The 19,388-nt window shown below is 46.8% G+C and carries 10 protein-coding genes; 3 read left to right on the top strand and 7 right to left on the bottom strand.

Annotated elements, in window-relative coordinates; translation table 11 throughout:
• Positions 1-136: 136 nt before the first annotated feature.
• Entirely contained in the window at positions 137-5,719 is a 5,583-nt protein-coding gene (locus tag ACLHR0_RS27350) for an alpha-2-macroglobulin family protein (RefSeq protein ID WP_436490923.1), read from the bottom strand.
• A gap of 272 nt (positions 5,720-5,991) precedes the next feature.
• Positions 5,992-7,482, bottom strand: coding sequence for an ATP-binding cassette domain-containing protein (locus ACLHR0_RS27345; protein WP_436490921.1), 1,491 nt, complete (start codon positions 7,480-7,482; stop codon positions 5,992-5,994).
• A gap of 76 nt (positions 7,483-7,558) precedes the next feature.
• Between ACLHR0_RS27345 and ACLHR0_RS27340 the strand changes: the two genes are divergently transcribed.
• Positions 7,559-8,020, top strand: coding sequence for a GNAT family N-acetyltransferase (locus tag ACLHR0_RS27340; protein ID WP_436490919.1), 462 nt, complete (start codon positions 7,559-7,561; stop codon positions 8,018-8,020).
• Between the two features lie 227 nt (positions 8,021-8,247).
• Here ACLHR0_RS27340 and ACLHR0_RS27335 read toward each other — a convergent pair whose 3' ends face one another.
• The 5 genes from ACLHR0_RS27335 to ACLHR0_RS27315 all read right to left on the bottom strand — a co-directional run bounded on the left by ACLHR0_RS27335 (position 8,248) and on the right by ACLHR0_RS27315 (position 15,396).
• Positions 8,248-9,075 (bottom strand): DUF6048 family protein, encoded by an 828-nt coding sequence (locus ACLHR0_RS27335; RefSeq protein WP_436490917.1) that lies wholly within the window; start codon positions 9,073-9,075, stop codon positions 8,248-8,250.
• Positions 9,038-9,514, bottom strand: coding sequence for a DUF6452 family protein (locus ACLHR0_RS27330; RefSeq protein WP_436490915.1), 477 nt, complete (start codon positions 9,512-9,514; stop codon positions 9,038-9,040). The genes ACLHR0_RS27335 and ACLHR0_RS27330 overlap by 38 nt, the downstream gene beginning before the upstream one ends.
• 24 nt (positions 9,515-9,538) lie before the next feature.
• Entirely contained in the window at positions 9,539-12,418 is a 2,880-nt protein-coding gene (gene uvrA, locus ACLHR0_RS27325; RefSeq protein ID WP_436490913.1) for an excinuclease ABC subunit UvrA, read from the bottom strand.
• Positions 12,419-12,798: 380 nt separating this feature from the next.
• Positions 12,799-14,061, bottom strand: coding sequence for a beta-ketoacyl-ACP synthase II (fabF, locus tag ACLHR0_RS27320; RefSeq protein WP_429044265.1), 1,263 nt, complete (start codon positions 14,059-14,061; stop codon positions 12,799-12,801).
• Positions 14,062-14,322: 261 nt separating this feature from the next.
• Positions 14,323-15,396 (bottom strand): fatty acid desaturase family protein, encoded by a 1,074-nt coding sequence (locus ACLHR0_RS27315; RefSeq protein ID WP_370911077.1) that lies wholly within the window; start codon positions 15,394-15,396, stop codon positions 14,323-14,325.
• 271 nt (positions 15,397-15,667) lie between these two features.
• Here ACLHR0_RS27315 and ACLHR0_RS27310 point away from each other — a divergent pair, with 271 nt between their 5' ends.
• Positions 15,668-16,684, top strand: a complete 1,017-nt coding sequence (locus ACLHR0_RS27310; protein ID WP_370911078.1) for a LacI family DNA-binding transcriptional regulator — start codon at positions 15,668-15,670, stop codon at positions 16,682-16,684.
• A 221-nt stretch (positions 16,685-16,905) separates the two neighbouring features.
• Positions 16,906-19,200, top strand: coding sequence for a GH92 family glycosyl hydrolase (locus ACLHR0_RS27305; RefSeq protein ID WP_436490910.1), 2,295 nt, complete (start codon positions 16,906-16,908; stop codon positions 19,198-19,200).
• The last annotated feature ends 188 nt before the right edge of the window (positions 19,201-19,388 follow it).

The following is a 19,388-nucleotide window of genomic DNA, read 5'->3' as shown; positions in this document are numbered from 1 at the left end:
ACGATAATGAGATGAGTTATGTATCACAGTTGGCTCGTACCGTCATCTATTTTGCCCGGTTACAACAGTAGTAATTTGCTCATAAAAAATGCGTCCCGGAAATCCCGGAACGCATTTTTTATGAGCATCTCTTTTTCTACTTCACTACCTCTACCCACTTGCCTGGTGCGAAAGCATGTATGGTATTATCATACATCGCCTCGCAAGAGGTTGCCGGCAGATAATACCTGCCGAGATAGGCAGCGTTCAGCAAAACATTATAAGTACGTTTCTTGCTTTCTTCTATATTGAAATAAGTGTATACCCGGTCGTCACGTATATCCATATACGTAGCTGGTGAAGAATGGAACGCGCTGTCGTTTTCCATCAAACGGGTGTTTATTATTTCCCAGCCGGAAGGGAAGACCTGCGACAGGGCCATTTGTTCGTAGTACCCTCTTTTACCAGGGTTATTGACGGTAACGGTGGCCATAAAATCGCTTCCCTGGCGCAATGTAGCCGGGTCTAGCGGTTTGCCATCGCGGGTACTGAAGCTTACCTGCATGCCCAATATATCCGGGTTATTGGTAGCCACGGGTTCCTGACCAGCATCCGGCTGGCCCTGGAGGATAAGGCGCACGTACAACACATTTTGCCCGTTATTCTGGATGCTGATATTGCCCGCACTGCCGTTGACCGCAACAGGTATTTGCGTAACAAAAGATTGCCCGTTTACACTGCCTTTGGTACCGTTAATAGTATACGCAAAACTCATCTTGCTGCCGCCCTTGTTGTTGCCGCAATATTTGGCAACGGCAATCAGTGAATAAGCAGTTGTTTGTGTGCTGTACCACTGATCGTTTTGCGATAGTTGCGCAGCAATTTGTTTCACGAGTTCATTAGCGCGGTTACGTTGTCCCATGATGGTGAGCGTTTCCAGGATCATAGCTTTGTCGCGCAGATCAGAACCAAAGGTGCCGCCCAACTGTGTATACGCTTTCACCTCGGTGGTAAGTCCCTGGATAAGGGAATTGGCTACTTCCGGCTGACCGGAAAGCTTATAAGCCGCAGCAAGCCGCCATTTGGCCGGAACGGACAGATATTTGAATTCTTTTAACCGGTTCATTGCACCCAGTTCCGGTGATTTGGCCAGTGCCAGCAGGTACAGGCGGTACGACTGTGTAAGATCTCCACCATAGAAATTAAGGGTGCTGGGCGCCCAGGTACCGGCCTTATTACGCTGGTACTTCTTCCACTGATCCAATAATCCCGCTGGCAACGTATAACCTTGTGCCTGTGCTTCTATAAGGAAATGACCGCCATAGTTGGTACCCCACTCATCAGAGTTTCCTTCACCCGGCCAGTAGCTGAAACCACCGTCGGAAGTCTGGAAACTTTTCAGCCTGTTGATACCCGCTTTCACGTTACGGTCTACTTCTGCCCGCTGACTTTCTTTCAGATCCATCAACTGGTTCAGCACCAGTTGCGGGAATACGCCCGAAGTGGTTTGTTCAATACAGCCATGTGGATACTCTATCAGGAATCGCAGGCGTTTGCCCAGGTTGAGCGACGGAATGGTAGATACTTCCAGCACACCGGAGTTGGTGCCTGTCATGCCCACCGGGCTGAAAGCAGATTGCCAGCTCTTATTTCCCTCCAGCGTATTTTCAATAATGTTGGTGATCACCGGGTTGGGATTACGAACATTCAGCTCAATGTTTTCTTCTGCCTTTTCTGCACCACTGGTGGCTGTTACTTTTATTTTAGCTACGCCCGTTTGCGGACGCACTTTTACGTCGAAGTATACAATTTGTTCCCCAGGTTGAGAGAAGGTCACCGTTTTAGTTTGTTCACCTACAACTTCCAGTAATGAGCTGGTAGATAAACTAACGTTCACGTTGCGGATATTAGGCTCCAGGCCAAACACGGTTACCGGTACCTGGATGGTTTCTGACGGACCAAGTACACGTGGTGCGGTGGTGAGCAGCATCAAAGGTTTCTTTACTGCTACCGCTTTTTCAGCAAAGCCATAGGCGCCGTCCTGCCCGGCTACCACCATTGCTTTTACTGATCCTATGTATGGCGGCAGCTTAAATTTATGTGTTTGTTTTTGTCCTGTTTTCAGGTAGAAGGGACCCATGTATTTTACCACGGGCTTAAAGCGGTTGGCTTTAGCGCCACCGGCATTTTTATCCAATCCTTCATCACCGCCTATACTCAGGATACGGTCCATATCCGCTCCCCAGGCGCCTATTACGTAGTCGAACAGATCCCAGGTTTTTACGCCGAGTGCTTCCCTTGCATAAAATGCATTATGAGGGTCTGGTGTTTTGAAACGGGTAAGATCGAGCAGGCCTTCATCTACAATAGCGATGGTATAGGTCATTGGCTTCCCATTACCTTCACTTACGGTGATGCTGGCTTCTGTTTCGGGTTTCAGCTTGTCGGCCATGGTGATTACCGGTTTCAGGATAGTGCCCGGATCCTCAATGGAAATCGGAATAGTCCCATACATACGGATTGGCAAATCGTTGAGGGTTTGTGCATGTGGTTGCAGCAAACTAACGTTCACGTATATATTGGGCGTCATCGATTTTTCTGCCTTGAATTTAAAAGTAGTCTGTCCCTGTTTGGTAGTGATCCAGTATGTTTTCAGCACTTTGCTGCCGGATTCAATGCTTACCAGTCCGCGGCCGCCTTCACTGCTTGGAATGGTGAGGTTAATATCATCGCCGGTTTTGTAGGTTTGTTTATCGGAGGTAAACACCAGCATGGAGGCCTCAGCAGGATTATCCTTCTGCATCCTTTCCGCCCAGCCGGGCCAGTCGATATACACCGCCTTACCTGCGGTATGACCGCTTTGCAGGTCTTTTACCCTGATCAGGTACCGGCCCCAGTCCGGCGAGTTTACGCGCAGTTCCCATTTACCTTTACCATTCTGCAGGGTAACGGTTTCTTTACTGAGTAACTGGTTATAGCTGTCTTGTGTGAAGTTGGAATAGTCGTCCTGTTCACCTTCATCCCACCACCATCTCCATTTGATCTTGTATAATTCTACCTGCACTTCACGGCTGCCGGTAGTGAGATTGCCATTGCCGTCTACATCTACCAGGTCGATCGAATGTGGGCGGTCGGTAAGCAGCATGCCGGTAGTCCGGTCGCCTGCAGGAATGCGTATGCCGGCGTAGGAAGTGAAAGGATTATAAGGCATGGAGAAGTGGTCGATACTGAAATCTCCTCCCGGTTCAAATACTTTTACTTCAAAGTTAGCTTTCAGCTGGCCTGGCGCTACCTTACCCAGTTGAATATCTGCGTTCACGGGAGCGCTGCCGCTTTCACTCAGCGGGCCTTCAAAGATGGTTTTGTTCTCTGCCTCGAAATGGGTTACCGGGTCATCGAAAGCGTAGTCCCCGAATTTAGGGAAGCTAGTGCTTTGCTGTACCAGCGACACATCTACTTTGGCTTTCAGATGCTGTGCAGTGGCGCCAAACAGCCACATGGCAGATAAGTTGCCTGTAGCGCTGCCTTTCGACAAGGAAGTGATACTGCCGAAATCCATTTTTATTTTGAGGCGGTTAGGCTTCACCGTTTCAATGCGTACATTTTTCTGGAAGGTGGCGCCGCCTACTTTTACTTTTGCCACCCAGTTGCCGGTTGGATCATCCGGTGCAGTAGCGGTAGCAAAGCTGTAGAAGCCATTTAGTCCTTCATGTTGATTGATCCGCTTGTAGAGTTGTCCTTTAGGATTATATAATTCCAGCGAAACAGGATGGTCTGCCGGTAATTTCTCTCCTTTATCTTCCAAAATAAAAGTAAGATAAACGGAATCACCGGGACGCCATACGCCACGTTCGCCATAGAGGAAGCCTTTGATACCGTTTTGTACTTCTTCTCCTTTCACATCAAACCGGCTTAATGGAAGCGAGCCGCCATCGTCGAGTTTAAGGTAACCTCTCTCATTTTCTTTTTTGGCGATGAGCAGGTAGGGTTTGCGTTTCAGATCAAAGGAGGCAAGTCCTTCCCCATCACTTTTAGTTTTGAAGATGACCTGGTTTTGATAGTCAAGTAATTCCAGCTCCACTCCGATGAGCGGTTTGGTGTCGCGTATATCGGTTACAGCCACCAGCATGCTGTTATCGTTTCCTCTTTTGGCGATGAGACCGATGTTGGAAGCAATCACGTTGCGGGATGCCCATTTATCTTTGCTGTAGTAGGAGTTGGAGCAGGCATCATTGCGGCGGTCCCAGTTATAGCCATATGGATAGTAGCTGTCATACCGTTGCCAGAATGAGTCATCATCATCAATTTTTTCTCCGCCATAATATTCTTCTTCTCCTTCCTCATCGGAAGACGCATTGTCACCATCCTTGGTAGTATCTGCGGAGCAGGCAGTCATAGCGTATGATTTCCGGAAGCCGATAGTAATGCGGTAAATGGCGCCGGGTTCGGTGCGCAGCATTTTATCCAGGTCCAGGAAGAAGCGGTTCTTCTTATGCAGGTTTACAGATTTATCTCCATCGAGACGGATAGTTTTCTCTACTACGGGCTTGCCTACACGACGGAGCTCCTGGCTGCCGTCGAGGTCATTCCGCTGAAGATATTGCGGCACATTATTCTCGTAGATTTTTATAATGGAAACGTCCACGGCATTGAGGTTCACCGCTTCAAACGGCATCACCAGCTTATTACTTTCCGGGAGAATTACGCCTTTGCCGGGAATGCTCACGCTGGGTAAAGTATTTTCAAAGTTAACGTTGGCGCTGAAGGTTTTACCTAAGCGTTTATCCGTGATGTTTATAACGCCTTCATTTACGATGACGTTATAGCTTCCTTCCAGCCGCACCGGTGCATATACGCTTACTTCGCTGCCATCAATGGTGTAACGCAGGTCGCTTTGACCGCTGATGCCGATCAATCCTTCCAAGGTCTGGGCCATACTTACGGGGTCCGAAAACTGTACCAGGAGATGTTGCTCCGGATCTGAGAGCGCTTTTACATTCAATACTTTAAAGTCGCCGATAGCCGGAACTTCGATGGTATTTTTCCCGGTATTATCCACTTTCAACGATCCGCCGTTCCAGCTCAGTTCCATGTTACGGGCAATGTTAGCCCGTGCAATGTTGGCAATGGTGAAGCGGGAAGTACGTTCTGCGGCATTGTGTTGCCAGGTAATAGGTAAGCCTTTACCGGCGTATTGTGCGGTGAGTATTTTTTCAATCGCCTGCGGGTCTTCCACATCCGCTGTATAAATAGCGCCGGTGCAGGTCATGCGGTCGAGCGTATTATTAGTGCTGGCTTTCAGCCCGAAATTCTCAATAGAGAATGATGGCTTGATGATCTTGAATTCAAAATCAAACGATTTGAGTTCCTTGGGCACTTCCAGTATTTTGCCAAGTTTAAAGTTGGCTTCATACGTTTTACCGGGTTGCAGGTTTTCATCCGGTCTGAATTCGATAGTGGTGGCATCAATCCAGTAAGCCTTTCCTTTGATGGAAGGGGAAAACTCAAATACTTCCTTTTCCAGGGGTTCGTTCTGAGTATGGGTTACATTGGTTTGTGAGGTGAGGTGAACACGGATGGCGCTTTGTTTGGAAATGATCCCCGCGGTATATGCCTCAATGTACCGGGCAAATTCGGGGTTCATTTCTTTCTTCGCCGTACGGCAACCATTGATCACAAACAGGGCGGCCAGGAATAAAAACAATGCTGCTACAGCGGTAAGCCTTTTTGTTGGGTGCATCGGGAAAGCAGATTAGGTGATTAACTATTAGGTGCGAATGTCGGGAATTTTCTTTAAACGCGGATTTTGTCTTTCTCAGGATTACACTGATTTTACTGATTAGCTGGATTTTTACTTTTGGATTTTTTTTGATTTTCTTACTGATTAATATAACTAAGGGAGATAAGAGCGATATATCCGCTTCCATCTCCCTTAATCCTTTATAAAATCCAAAAGTAAAAATCCAGCTAATCAGTAAAATCAGCGTAATCCTGAGAAAGACAACATCCGCACTACACCATTTCACCCTTGTTCAACCGGATGAACTTATCTACACACGAAGGCAGTTCATCTTCGTAGTGGGTAACGAAGATGAGTGTCACCGGCATGTGTTCACACAACTGTTCTATTACTTTTTTGAAATGTAGCTTTTGTTGGGTATCCAGTCCCTGGCAGGGTTCATCAAAGATCAGCAGGGGTGGATTTTTAACCAGGGCGCGTGCCAGCAGGGTTAAGCGCTGGGCGCTTTCAGGCACCTGTTTGAACGGTGCCTTTTCATGTTCCGCTATATTGAGAACGCTCATCCAGTCGCGGGCCACCTGTTGCTGTTCAGCGGTAGCTGGCCTGGTGCTGCCGATTACATCGGAGAAGCCGGAACATACTACCTGGAGGCAGTTATCACGGGAGGTAAAATACTGGTGTAATTCAGGGGAAACGAAGCCGATTTTTTTCTTGATATCCCAGATGCTTTCGCCGCTGCCCCGCTTCCGGTCGAACAACCAGAGCTTATTGGCATATGCCTGCGGATTATCCCCATTCACAAGACTCAGCAGCGTAGATTTGCCGGCGCCGTTGGGACCAAGCAGCGCCCATTTTTCGTTTGGTTTTACCGTCCAGTTGATGCCATTCAGGATGGTGTTTTCACCGTATTTAATATGGATGTCTTCCATCCGGACAATAGTGTCGAACTGTTGCTGCTGACTGTTATGCACCAGCGCGGCTATTTTATGGGCTTCCATTTCCGGCAGCGCTATTGCTGTTGCTGCGGGCAGCGGCAGCTGTATAAATTCACTGCGTGTATACTTACCTGTTATACCGCCATTTTCCAGGGTAAGGACATGTGTAATATGCTCAGGAATTTCATGGGGGGCGGTGGCCAGCAATACAGTGGCGCCACCGGCAATGATTTCATTGATCATGTTGCTGAAATCTTTCCTGGCCTGCACATCCAGCCCGATGTAGGGATTATCCAGCATGAGCAGTTGCGGCTGTTGGATGAGGGCACGTGCAATCATTACCCGGCGGGTTTCGCCATTGGATAATTTGATGAGCCGTTTTTCCAGCAGCGGCGCAATGCGGAGAGGCTGGAGTAATGCCGGCACTTCAGTGAGTTCCAGGTATTCCATTACAGTAGGGGAATTATCGGCGTCCATGCTGTTGAAGCGTTGCTGATAATAAAAGTCCGTGGTAGTATTGGAGAGATTCCGGAAAGTGTGGTGATGCCCTACCAGGGCTACCAGGTTACGGTAATTAAACCAGGGATCTGTGACGGTATGTTGCCGGCACCACTCGTCGTAAAAGTGGTAATGGATACTGCCATTGATGATATTAAATTTACCAAGAATGGTATTCAGCAGGGCTGTTTTACCGGAACCGCTGGGTCCTGTAATGGCCCACTGCTCTCCTTTGTTGATCTGCCAGGTGAGGGTATTGAATAATGTTTTATCAAGATACCTCACCGTAATGTGTTCCAGCGAAAGGAACGGTGTTTGCTGTTCTGCCATAGTTTGAACGATTGGGCTCAATATTCTTCTATCGGATATAAAATTAATCCGATTATTGAAAGCTTCCACTAAATTTATGGCAAAGTTTGAGGGTATGATCTGGAATACAAAATCATTTGAGGAGTTAACTACTGCCGAACTCTATGCTATCCTGCATTTGCGTAGTGAAGTATTTGTGGTGGAGCAAAACTGCGCCTACCAGGACCTGGACTATTCCGACCAGAAAGGACTGCATTTAATGGGAACAGATGAAGAGGGCCGGTTGCTGGCATATACCCGTATTTTTCCACCGGGAATCAAATTTAAGGAGGCATCTATCGGCAGGGTAATTACATCCCCGCTGGCCCGCGGCAAAGGTGCGGGAAGGGAACTGATGGAGCGCTCTATTGCAGCATTGCAGAAGCATTATGGCGTGATTCCTATCCGGATAGGGGCACAGCAATATTTGCAACGGTTTTATACTTCGCTGGGATTTGAGCAAACCAGCGATACTTATATGGAAGATGGGATTCCTCACATTGAAATGCTAAGGGGATGATCGCCGCGGATGTTGTCTTTCTCAGGATTACGCTGATTATACTGATTACCTGGATTTTTACTTTTTGATTTTATAAAGGATTAAGGGAGATAGAAGCGGATATTCGCTCTTATCTCCCTTAATTATTATTTTAGGAAAATCTAAAAATCTAAAAAAAATCCAAAAGTAAAAATCCAGGTAATCAGTATAATCAGCGTAATCCTGAGAAAGACAACCTCCGCACCGCGTTATCGCTTAGGTATTTTCTTCTTCTTCACTTCTTTATCGGGCGCGTGTTCTTTTATCCGGTAGAAGGGGATAGCGTATGAAATGGTGTATTGCACATCAAAAACTGATCTTTTAGAACCATTACCAAAACCGGGAATGACGAGTGGCGTCATGTTATCGGTTTTTACGTTGTTAACCAGGATGCGTTCCCGGATGTTCCAGCCCATGAAAAAGTTCTTGAGCACTTCTACTTTCAATCCTACCAGGAGCTCCACCCAATGGGCATTTACTGCGGTTTTGGGGACGCTGCCCGTGAGATTATCGCCCCAATAGGTATTTTTAATGGAGTAGGTGGGAACCGAATAATTAAAATGAGAGAATCCATAACGGAAGCCCACATAGAACATATTCTTTTCGGAAACATATTGTCTTTTCAGAAAATTATAATCAACGCCCAGGGTAACAAACATACCATTCCCTTTATAGGTATAATTGGTATCGCTGTACGGGGTATTGGCATATCCGGCTTCAAAGGCAGCGTAAAGATTACTGTTGATACGAGCATCTGCCACGGCAGTTACTTCTTTTCTGTAAGGATAATAGATAGCAGAAACGATACGGCTAAGATCCACTCCTATCCGCACTGCACCCGGAATAAACCAGGAGCTGTCTTTATGCGCCAACACCACCGCTTTTGCTGAATCAGCCAGCACTTTATGAGTGGTATCAGCTTTAACAGCTTTGGGCAGCGTATCCGTTTTAGCGGCGGCCGGCTTGTTTTGTGCCGTGGCAGCAACGCTGAGCAGGATACTAGTCAAAAAAGAAATACAAAGTAAGATGCGTGTCATTACTGCTAGTTACGGACTTATTATTAATTACGACAGAATCGATGGTATGCATGGTGGTGATAACAGTATCTATATTAAAATAGGTACCAAAACCACATCCGGGAGAAATAAAATGCTGTTGCCGCGTATACCTGATCTTTAAAGTATCAGGCACAAAGCTGGAATCCACTTTCACGTAAAAGAGGCTGCTGTCTGCTATCGGTGATAGCTGGAAGAACAGGTCGCCCAATGCCTGGCTCCTGTAAATGGTATCTCTGCCAAATGCATATGCGGTTACTTTCGGCATAACAGTGTCTGATAATCTGTCATTGAGTTTGCGCATAAGATGCGTATGGTAATCATTCCGTAAAGTCTGATCGCATACTTTCGTTTCATTTTCACAGGCAATGATGCCCGCAAAAATGAAACAGGTGAGTAATATCTGGTAGATGCTTTTCATTGCTTGTTTACAGTTGGCAAGATATTAAATTCCCAGCTCCTTTTTGAGGAATCTGGCGGTATGACTTTCTTTGCAGGTACTTACCTGTTCGGGAGTGCCGGTACATAAGATGGTGCCGCCGCCGCCGCCGCCTTCCGGCCCCAGGTCTACAATGTAGTCCGCCATTTTAATAACATCCAGGTTATGTTCAATGACCAGTACGGTGTTGCCCCTGTCGACCAATTTGTACAGTACTTTTAACAGCAGCTGTATGTCCTGGAAATGCAGTCCCGTTGTTGGTTCATCGAGTATATAAATAGTCTTGCCGGTATCTTTCTTGGATAGTTCGGTAGCCAGTTTTACCCGCTGCGCCTCGCCTCCGGAAAGGGTTACGGCAGATTGTCCGAGCGTAATGTATCCGAGTCCCACATCCTGCAGCGTCTTTATTTTGCGGTAGATCCATGGTACCGGCTGGAAAAATTCCACAGCTTCGTCTACTGTCATGTCCAGCACATCGGAAATGGATTTGCCTTTATAGCGGATTTCCAGCGTTTCACGGTTATACCGGCGACCGTTACATTTTTCGCAATGCACATATACATCCGGCAGGAAGTTCATTTCGATCACGCGCATGCCGCCGCCTTCACAAACATCACAGCGACCGGTTTTTACATTAAATGAGAAACGGCCGGCATTATATCCCCGGATCTTAGCCTCCGGCACGGAAGCAAAGAGGGTCCTGATGTCGGTGAAAAAACCGCAATAGGTAGCCGGGTTGCTGCGCGGGGTACGGCCTATGGGTGACTGATCAATTTCAATCACTTTATCTATAAACTCCAGTCCCTTGATGCTTTTGTAAGGCATGGGCACCATCTTGGAATCGTAAGCATGTTTAGAAAGAATGGGATACAGCGTTTCATTGATCAGGGTAGATTTACCGCTGCCGGAAACGCCGGTAACACAAATGAAAGTGCCCAGGGGCAGTTTCAGGTTTACATTCTTCAGGTTATTGCCGGTAGCGCCTTTCAGCTCGAGGAAATTACCATTGCCTTTGCGGCGTTGTTCGGGTACTTCCGGGGTGGCGTTACCATTCAGGTATCCCGCGGTGGGTGTATTGAGTTTAAGTATTTGTTTAGGCGTACCCTGTGCAATGATCTGGCCACCGTGAACACCGGCGCCGGGTCCGATATCTACCAGGTGATCCGCATGGAGCATAATGTCTTTGTCGTGTTCCACTACAATAACGGTATTGCCCATGTCTTTCAGGTTGCGAAGGGCATCTATCAGCTGCATGTTATCGCGCTGATGTAAACCGATACTGGGTTCATCCAGGATATAGGTGATGCCCATGAGTTGGGATCCTATCTGTGTGGCGAGGCGGATACGTTGCGATTCGCCGCCGCTGAGGCTCCGGGTGGGGCGGTTCAGCGTAAGGTAATTTAATCCTACGTTCAGCAGGAACCCGAGCCTTTCACGGATCTCTTTCAGGATATCCTTGGCAATTGCATTTTGTTTTTTCTCAAGACGGGTTTCGATATTTCCAAACCAGGCCAGGAGCTTATCCAGGTCCATGTTACCGAGTTCGGAGATATTTTTTTCATCAATCTTGAAAAACAGGCTTTCCTTTTTGAGACGGGCGCCGTTACATTCAGGGCAGGTGCTTAGCTTCATGAAACCTTCTGCCCAGCTGCGTACATGATCGGAGGAGGTGTCGTTAAAATAACGGCGAACCATGTTTACTACTCCTTCGTATTCAGTGACGTATTCGGTGCTGCCATTGCTTTCTCCAAATTCCAGGTCTACTTCCAGTTTGCCGTTTTCATCACCAAACAACAATACGTTGAGGGCTTTTTGCGGGATGCTGGAAATAGGGGCTGTTAAGGAAAATTTATACTTTTTGGCGAGTTGTTGTACCTGTTTAAAGGTAAAGGTATCGCGTGCTTCACCTAATGGTTTTAGTCCACCGTCGGTGATGGATATGTTGTAATCCGGGATTACTTCGTCCATATCTATCTGGTAGATGGTGCCAAGACCTTTACAGCGGGGGCAGGCGCCATAGGGGGAGTTAAAGGAGAAGGTGTTGGGGCTGGGTTCTTCGTAGGAAAGGCCGGTTTCCTCACACATCAGTTGTTTGCTGTACTGGCTCACTTTATTGGTATCGTGGTCCATGATAAACAGCAATCCTTTTCCCATGGTGAGCGCCTTTTGTACGCTCTGGCTGATACGGGTGCGCGCATCTTCCTGAACCTGGATACGGTCTATCACGAGTTCAATGTCGTGGATCTTGTAGCGGTCCACCTGCATTCTTTCTTTCAGATCTTCTATTTCCCCGTCGATCCGCACTTTGAGGTAGCCTTGTTTACGTACCTGTTCAAACAGTTCCCGGTAGTGGCCTTTTCGTCCACGTACAAGCGGGGCGAGGATGGCCAGCTTTTTATTTTTATAATGTTTGAAAACATGCGCCAATATTTCCTCTTCTGAGAAGCGGGTCATGGGTTTGTTGGTATTGTAGGAGTAGGCGGTTCCGGCGCGTGCATAGAGCAGGCGGAGGAAATCGTAAATCTCCGTGATAGTACCAACGGTAGACCGTGGATTTTTATTGGTCGTTTTCTGTTCTATAGAAATAACGGGAGAAAGTCCGGTGATTTTATCCACATCGGGCCTTTCCATATCGCCGATAAACTGGCGGGCATAAGCGGAAAAGCTTTCCATGTAACGGCGTTGTCCTTCTGCATAGATGGTATCAAATGCCAGTGATGATTTTCCACTGCCACTGATGCCGGTGATCACTACCAGTTTATTTTTGGGCAACTGCAGGTCCAGGTTTTTCAGGTTATGCTCCCGGGCGCCAAAAATGGCTATTTGTTCATCTGCCGGGGCTTGCGCAACGGAAGTATCGGGTACATTCTCTTTTTTCTTTGCCATAATATTAAACTACTAAGCTACGGCATAATTGCGAATTTTCGGTTCTGTAATGCTAAGAATTTTAGCGAAGTGAGGGGAGGGCGCCTTCGGCGCCTGTAAATTGTCTTGGAGCAGGATTTTGGGATTAACTGTGATGGCACTGATTTTCCCACTTTTTGTTATTAATTTAATTAAGGGAGATGTAAGCGGATAATTACTAATTGTAATTACACGGATTTCCTGATTATTAACAAGGTCGTTAACAGATTCGGGGAGATAAAAGCGGATCTATCCGCTTTTATCTCCCCGAAATATTTACAACAAGAAGTGGGAAAATCAGTGCCATCACAGTTAATCCCAAAATCCTGCTCAAGACAATTTACAGGCGCCGAAGGCGCCGCCTACGCCTTATATTTTTTGAATATTACAATCGCGTTGTGTCCGCCAAAACCGAAAGTATTGCTCATGGCTACGTTCACCGTACGTTGCTGTGCCTTACCGAGGGTGAGGTTCAGGTTGGTAGGGATGCCTTCACCCAACACGGAAGTGTTGATGGTGGGTGGAATGATATCTTCCTGTGTGGCTTTGATACAAGCGATGGCTTCAATAGCGCCGGCCGCTCCGAGCAGGTGACCTGTCATGGATTTGGTAGCGCTGATATTAAGTTTTTGCACATGGTCACCAAAAGCGGTAACAATGGCTTTTAATTCGCTGAGATCTCCTACTGGTGTGGAGGTAGTGTGTGAGTTGATATAATCCACATCGGTAGTCGCGATGTCGGCATCTTCCAGGGCCTGTTCCATACCTAAGCGTGCGCCCATGCCTTCCGGATGGGTGGCTGTGAGGTGGTAGGCATCGCAGGTCATGGCGCCGCCAATCATTTCTCCATAAATGGTAGCACCTCTGGCGATAGCGTGTTCATATTCTTCCAGGATAATAGCGCCTGCGCCTTCACCCATTACAAATCCGTCGCGTTCTATATCGAACGGGCGGGAAGCGTGGGCTGCATCTTCGTTGCGGGTGGATAAAGCTTTAAGGGCATTGAATCCGGCAATACCGGCGCGGGTTACAGGAGCTTCAGAGCCACCTGCCACAATTGCGTTGGCTTTACCCAGGCGGATGTAGTTAAAAGCATCTACCAGGGCGCTGGTAGAGGAAGCGCATGCAGAAACTGTACAGAAGTTGATCCCCATGAAACCGTATTTCATAGCTATCTGGCCTGCTGCAATGTCACATATCAATTTAGGGATAAAGAAAGGATTGAATTTAGGTACAAAGTTGGCCTGTGTAAATTCAACGATCTGTTCTTCGAACGTAAGCATCCCGCCATTGCCTGATGCCCAGATCACCCCAATTTTAGTTTTGTCGATGTTGGCATTATCGAGGCCGGCATCCTGTACTGCTTCCTGTGCAGCCGCCATAGCGTACTGGGTGAAGCAATCCATTTTGCGGGCTTCTTTCTTTTCCATATATTTTTCCACCTCAAACCCCTTGACTTCACAGGCGAATTTTGTTTTAAACTCTGTGGTGTCAAATTTAGTGATGGGGCCGGCGCCACTAACGCCTGCCTTCATATTGTTCCAAAAAGTATTTACATCATTCCCGATAGGTGTCAATGCTCCCAATCCGGTAACCACAACCCTTTTCAGTGTAACAGTACGCATATTTTTTACTTTAATAAAAAAAGTTAGAGCGCAAATTTAGTTACTTATTGTTATGATTAAGCATATTCATTAAGATAATATAATATAACTTTTTGGAATTTACGATGAAGCGCTGTGCAGACGCGGGTTCGTGCGCATGAGGGCGCAGGATCTGACAGTTCCCTTACTCTTTTCCCGGCATTTTTATCTTAAAAATGTGAGAATGCAAGGGAATTGTAACCTTAAAAAAGAAAACCCTCCCGTAAATAGACAGTAATATTATCAGGCTGCAGCCACAGCTGCCGGTACAGGCAGTGCGGTAATTTTACGGGTACGCTGCTTCAGAAAGCAAATGATTTCAGCATCTGTCTGGAAGCGGTCGCCGATATTCACAAAGTGTTTTGCCAGCAGGTCGTAACGTTTGCCCATAAGGAAAGCCCATACATGCAGGAAATGGATGCCATCAAATACGATAGCTTCGTTGCTGATGTATTCGTCCAGGGTTTTAGTGAAGTATACGGGATGCTCTGTCCAATGCATGTTTGGTTTTACGTGATGACTGATATGATAGCCATCGTTCCAGCATTTATGGTTATACTTTGTATTGATACAGGTGATGCTGTTTTTATAGGAATTATCCGGTTCCTCGGGGCAGATAAAAGCATGTTGCGCCCAGTTGCCCACCATCATGATTACGCGGGAAATCATAAAGGGTAATATGAATACCACGAAAGTAGCAGGGAAGTTGATAAACGATAAACCAACGCAGGCGCCGAGAAATAATACTTCTCCCCTTACCAGTTTTACCATCAGTTTACTTCTTTTTCTCTGTAAATGATAGCGGGCGGTGTCATAAACACCGAAAGTGATAAAGCTTCCCAGGTAAGAAAGAAATCCACGGAGGGAGTCGCGCTGGTAGATCATGGTGCAGCTATCATCGTCGGGCATATTATTTTCCGGATGATGCATGCCAATATGATGAGAATAATAGCCTTCCGGCGTTTGGCCGAACAACGGACCGATGGCCCAGGGCAGATAATTATTCCAGAACTGGTATTTTTTTTCAAAGAAAGCACGGTGGCTGGTGCAATGCAGCATCAGGCCAAAAGGCCCTTTGAAAGTAAAGTTATTCAGGAACTGGTAAGCAATAGCAGCGCCCCACCAAACCCAGTTATTTATTCCGGGAATATACATGAGGATAGCCAGCGGCCAGAGGGTGAAAGTAATTTTCAGTGTCAGGTACACAAAGGGAAGGTCGCGTTCATCCCTGATCCAGCTTTTGAAAAGACGGTCAAGTGCAGTTTCATGTATAGGCTTGATGTAAACCGGGTCAGTAAGTTGAGAAAGTTGCTTCATATGCTCAGTGTATTTTTTACTACAGTTGTAATAATGTTGGCCAGGAGCCGGTAGATTATTATAACGTTCCCACGGAAGATATATTATGCCGTACGGGGCTACTGAAGATAACCATTTTTTTCTTCCCTGGTAGTAATTACAGGTATTTTTGTAATTTCCGTTTCAATGTGTATCTGTCAGAGGGTAACATACCCTGTAATATGTAATAGATGGATGTGTGGGAATGTCCAGGTAATTCCATTTTCATATATGCCAAAACCAATCACTATACATGAAGCGATTAACCCTTAAGGATGTTGCAAAAATGGCCGGAGTAGCGCCTTCCACGGTATCTTTCGTTTTAAACGGAAAGGGGAAGCAAATGCGTATCCGCGACGAGGTAGCCACCAGGATCATGCAGGTGGCGGAAAAATCCGGGTATGAGCCTCACCGTATGGCGGTGAACCTCCGCACCGGGCAATCCAAGACCCTGGGTCTGATTGTGGAAAGTATTTCCGGAAGTTTTTTTGCAAGTCTTGCTAAAACAATTGAAACGGAAGCAGAGCGCAAAGGATACAATGTGGTGTATTGCAGCACCGAAAACAATGCGCAGAAAGGCGGGGAGTTAATCCGTATGCTTGGCCGGCAAATGGTAGACGGTTACCTGATTACGCCTGCACCAGGTATGGAAAAAGAAATCCAGCAACTGGTGCACCAGCATAAGCCGGTAGTGCTGATGGACAGCTATTTTCCATCTATCAAAACGCCCTATGTGCTGATCAATAACTTTGACGGTGTGCAGCAGGGGATGAAACACCTGATAGGTAAAGGCCTCACCAAAATAGGCTTTGTGATGGTGGACGTGAAACTGATACAACTGGAGGAGCGCCTGCGGGGCTATACCACGGCACTGAAAGAACATAAGATCCCCGTAAAGAAAAAACATATCCTGCAGTTGCAGTACCACCGGCAGCGGGAAGACTCGCTGAATGAGCTGCAGGCCTTTATAGAAGCTAACCCGGAGCTGGACGCCATCTTTTTCTCCACCAACTACCTGGGTATCCTGGGACTGGAAGTAATCGCCAGGATGGGATTGAAGATGCCCGATGATATTGCCGTGCTCTGTTTCGACGATCACGATATCTTCCGTTTATATCCTCCCGGTATATCGGTGATAGAACAGCCGATAGAAGGCATTGCCAAAACGGCCATAGACCTGCTTATGCATCAGCTGGACAAAAACAGCGGGCCAATGAAGAAAACGGCGATAGAATTGCCCGGAAAGTTCATCCTGCGGGGATCGGCATAATTGCCGGTACCGCTCGTAAAAAAACCATTAAATACTTGCAAATGCTGGAAAAATATTTATACTTTTAGAACCGGCTATTGTCGTTTAAGAGAAAAGGATTCGATGAATCTTTTTTTTCTGTACCTGTGCTAAATCGATTTTGTAAAAATTTCACGGTATCTTCACACAACGGAGTGTGATATTGGCCTAAGGATCATTTTTGTTGTATATAATATCTAATCATGAAAAAAGTTGGACTGTTAGCAGCCGCTTTATTATGCCTGCATGGTGCACACAGCCAAACGGTAAATAAAGTTGCTGAGCCGGCGGACTGGGTAAATACCCTGATGGGCACCGATTCCAAAGTGAGCTTATCAAACGGGAACACCTATCCTGCCATTGCCCTGCCCTGGGGTATGAACTTCTGGATGCCACAAACCAATACCATGGGGAATGGCTGGGCATATCAATATACCGCTGATAAAATCAGGGGATTCAAGCAAACACACCAACCTTCACCCTGGATCAACGACTATGGCCAGTTTGCCATTATGCCCGTTACCGGCACCGTGAAGTTTGATCAAAACAAACGTGCGAGCTGGTTTTCTCATAAATCAGAAGTAGCGAAACCATACTATTACAGCGTATACCTGGCCGACCCGGATGTTACCACGGAAATTACGCCCACGGAAAGAGCCGCCCAGCTGCGTTTTACCTACCCCGCTACCGACAGCGCTTTTATCGTGGTAGACGCATTCGACAAAGGTTCCTATATTAAAATATTGCCGGACGAAAAGAAGATCATTGGATATACCACCAAAAACAGCGGTGGCGTACCTTCCAATTTCAAAAACTACTTCGTTATCAAATTTGATAAACCATTTACGGTAGCCGATATCTGGCATGACTCGGTACTGGTGAAAGGCCAGCTGGAACTGCAGGCAGATCATACCGGCGCCGTGGTTGGTTTTAAAACAAAGAAAGGAGAGAAGGTGGGAATTAAAACCGCGTCTTCCTTTATCAGTTTTGAACAGGCAGAATTAAACCTGCAACGCGAAATCGGCCAGGATAACTTTGACGCTACCTGTAAAAAAGCAAAAGACAGCTGGAACCAGGAACTCGGCAGATTGGCCATAGAAGGCGGTACCAGCGAACAGGTAAGCACCTTCTACTCCTCCCTGTACCGTACCATGCTCTTCCCGCGCAAGTTCTATGAAATCAATGCAAAGAACGAAATCGTACACTATAGCCCGTTCAATGGCCAGGTATTACCAGGCTACATGTTCACCGATAACGGGTTCTGGGACACTTTCCGCGCAGTACATCCTTTCTTTACCCTGATGTATCCTACGCTCAGCTCGCATATCATGGAAGGACTATCCAACGCTTACAATGAAAGCGGCTGGTTACCTGAGTGGGCAAGTCCCGGTCACCGCGATTGCATGGTGGGTTCCAACTCTGCATCCCTGATCGCTGACGCTTATTTAAAAGGTATCCGCGGATACGACATCAATAACCTGTACAAAGCGATTCTGAAAAACACGGAAAACGAAGGTCCGCTCAGCTCTGTAGGCCGCCTGGGCGTTAAATATTACAACACACTCGGCTACGTGCCTTACGATGTGGAAGTAAATGAAAACGCTGCACGTACACTGGAATATGCTTACGACGATTTCACCATCTATCAGCTGGCAAAAGCACTCAACCGTCCGAAGAACGAAATCGACCGTTTTGAAAAACGTTCCCAGAACTACCGTAATCTCTTTGATCCGGAAACAAAACTGATGCGTGGAAAAAACAAGGATGGCAAATTCCAGACGCCGTTCAATCCATTCAAATGGGGAGATGCCTTTACAGAAGGAAACAGCTGGCACTATACCTGGTCTGTATTCCACGATGTGCAAGGCCTGGCCAAACTAATGGGCGGCCGTGAAATGTTTGCCAAAATGCTGGATTCCGTTTTCAATATGCCGCCGGTATTTGATGAAAGCTACTATGGCACCGTTATCCACGAAATACGCGAAATGCAGATCATGAACATGGGACAGTATGCACACGGCAACCAACCCATTCAGCACATGATCTATTTATATAATTATGCAGGCCAGCCCTGGAAAACACAATACTGGATCCGCCAGGTAATGAGCCGTTTGTACAAAGCCACCCCGGATGGATACTGTGGTGATGAAGACAACGGTCAAACCAGCGCCTGGTACGTGTTCTCGGCCATGGGCTTCTATCCTGTTTGTCCGGGTACCCAACAATATGTACTGGGTACGCCACTCTTCTCCAAACTGACCATGACTTTCGAAGATGGTAAGAAAATGGTGATCAATGCTCCGGGCAACAGCGACACGAACCTGTATGTGCAAAAGGCCTCCCTTAACGGGCAGCCTTATACGAAGAACTGGATCAGCCACCAGGACCTGCAGAAAGGCGGTACCCTGGAATTTAACATGGGCGCTACTCCTGAGAAATCAAGAGGAACCGATCCGGCGGCTTATCCTTATTCCTATTCAGCAACAGCGAATAAGTAATATATACCGCCTGTAAACGATTTTCATTGTTCACTGAAATATTTCATCCCGACTCTTCGGGATGTACCAAATTTCTTACGCGAAGGTTGTCTTACTCAGGATTACGCTGATTTTGTTGATTTTTCTCTTTTGATTTTTTTTGATTTTAAAAGATTTTCTTTCAAATTATTAAAAAAAAATTCAGTGAA

Origin of the sequence: Chitinophaga sp. ARDCPP14 (assembly GCF_051362515.1) — a bacterium.
GTDB lineage: Bacteria > Bacteroidota > Bacteroidia > Chitinophagales > Chitinophagaceae > Chitinophaga.
The sequence above is the reverse complement of the archived record's forward strand: the minus strand, read 5'-3'. Positions and strand labels throughout refer to the sequence as shown.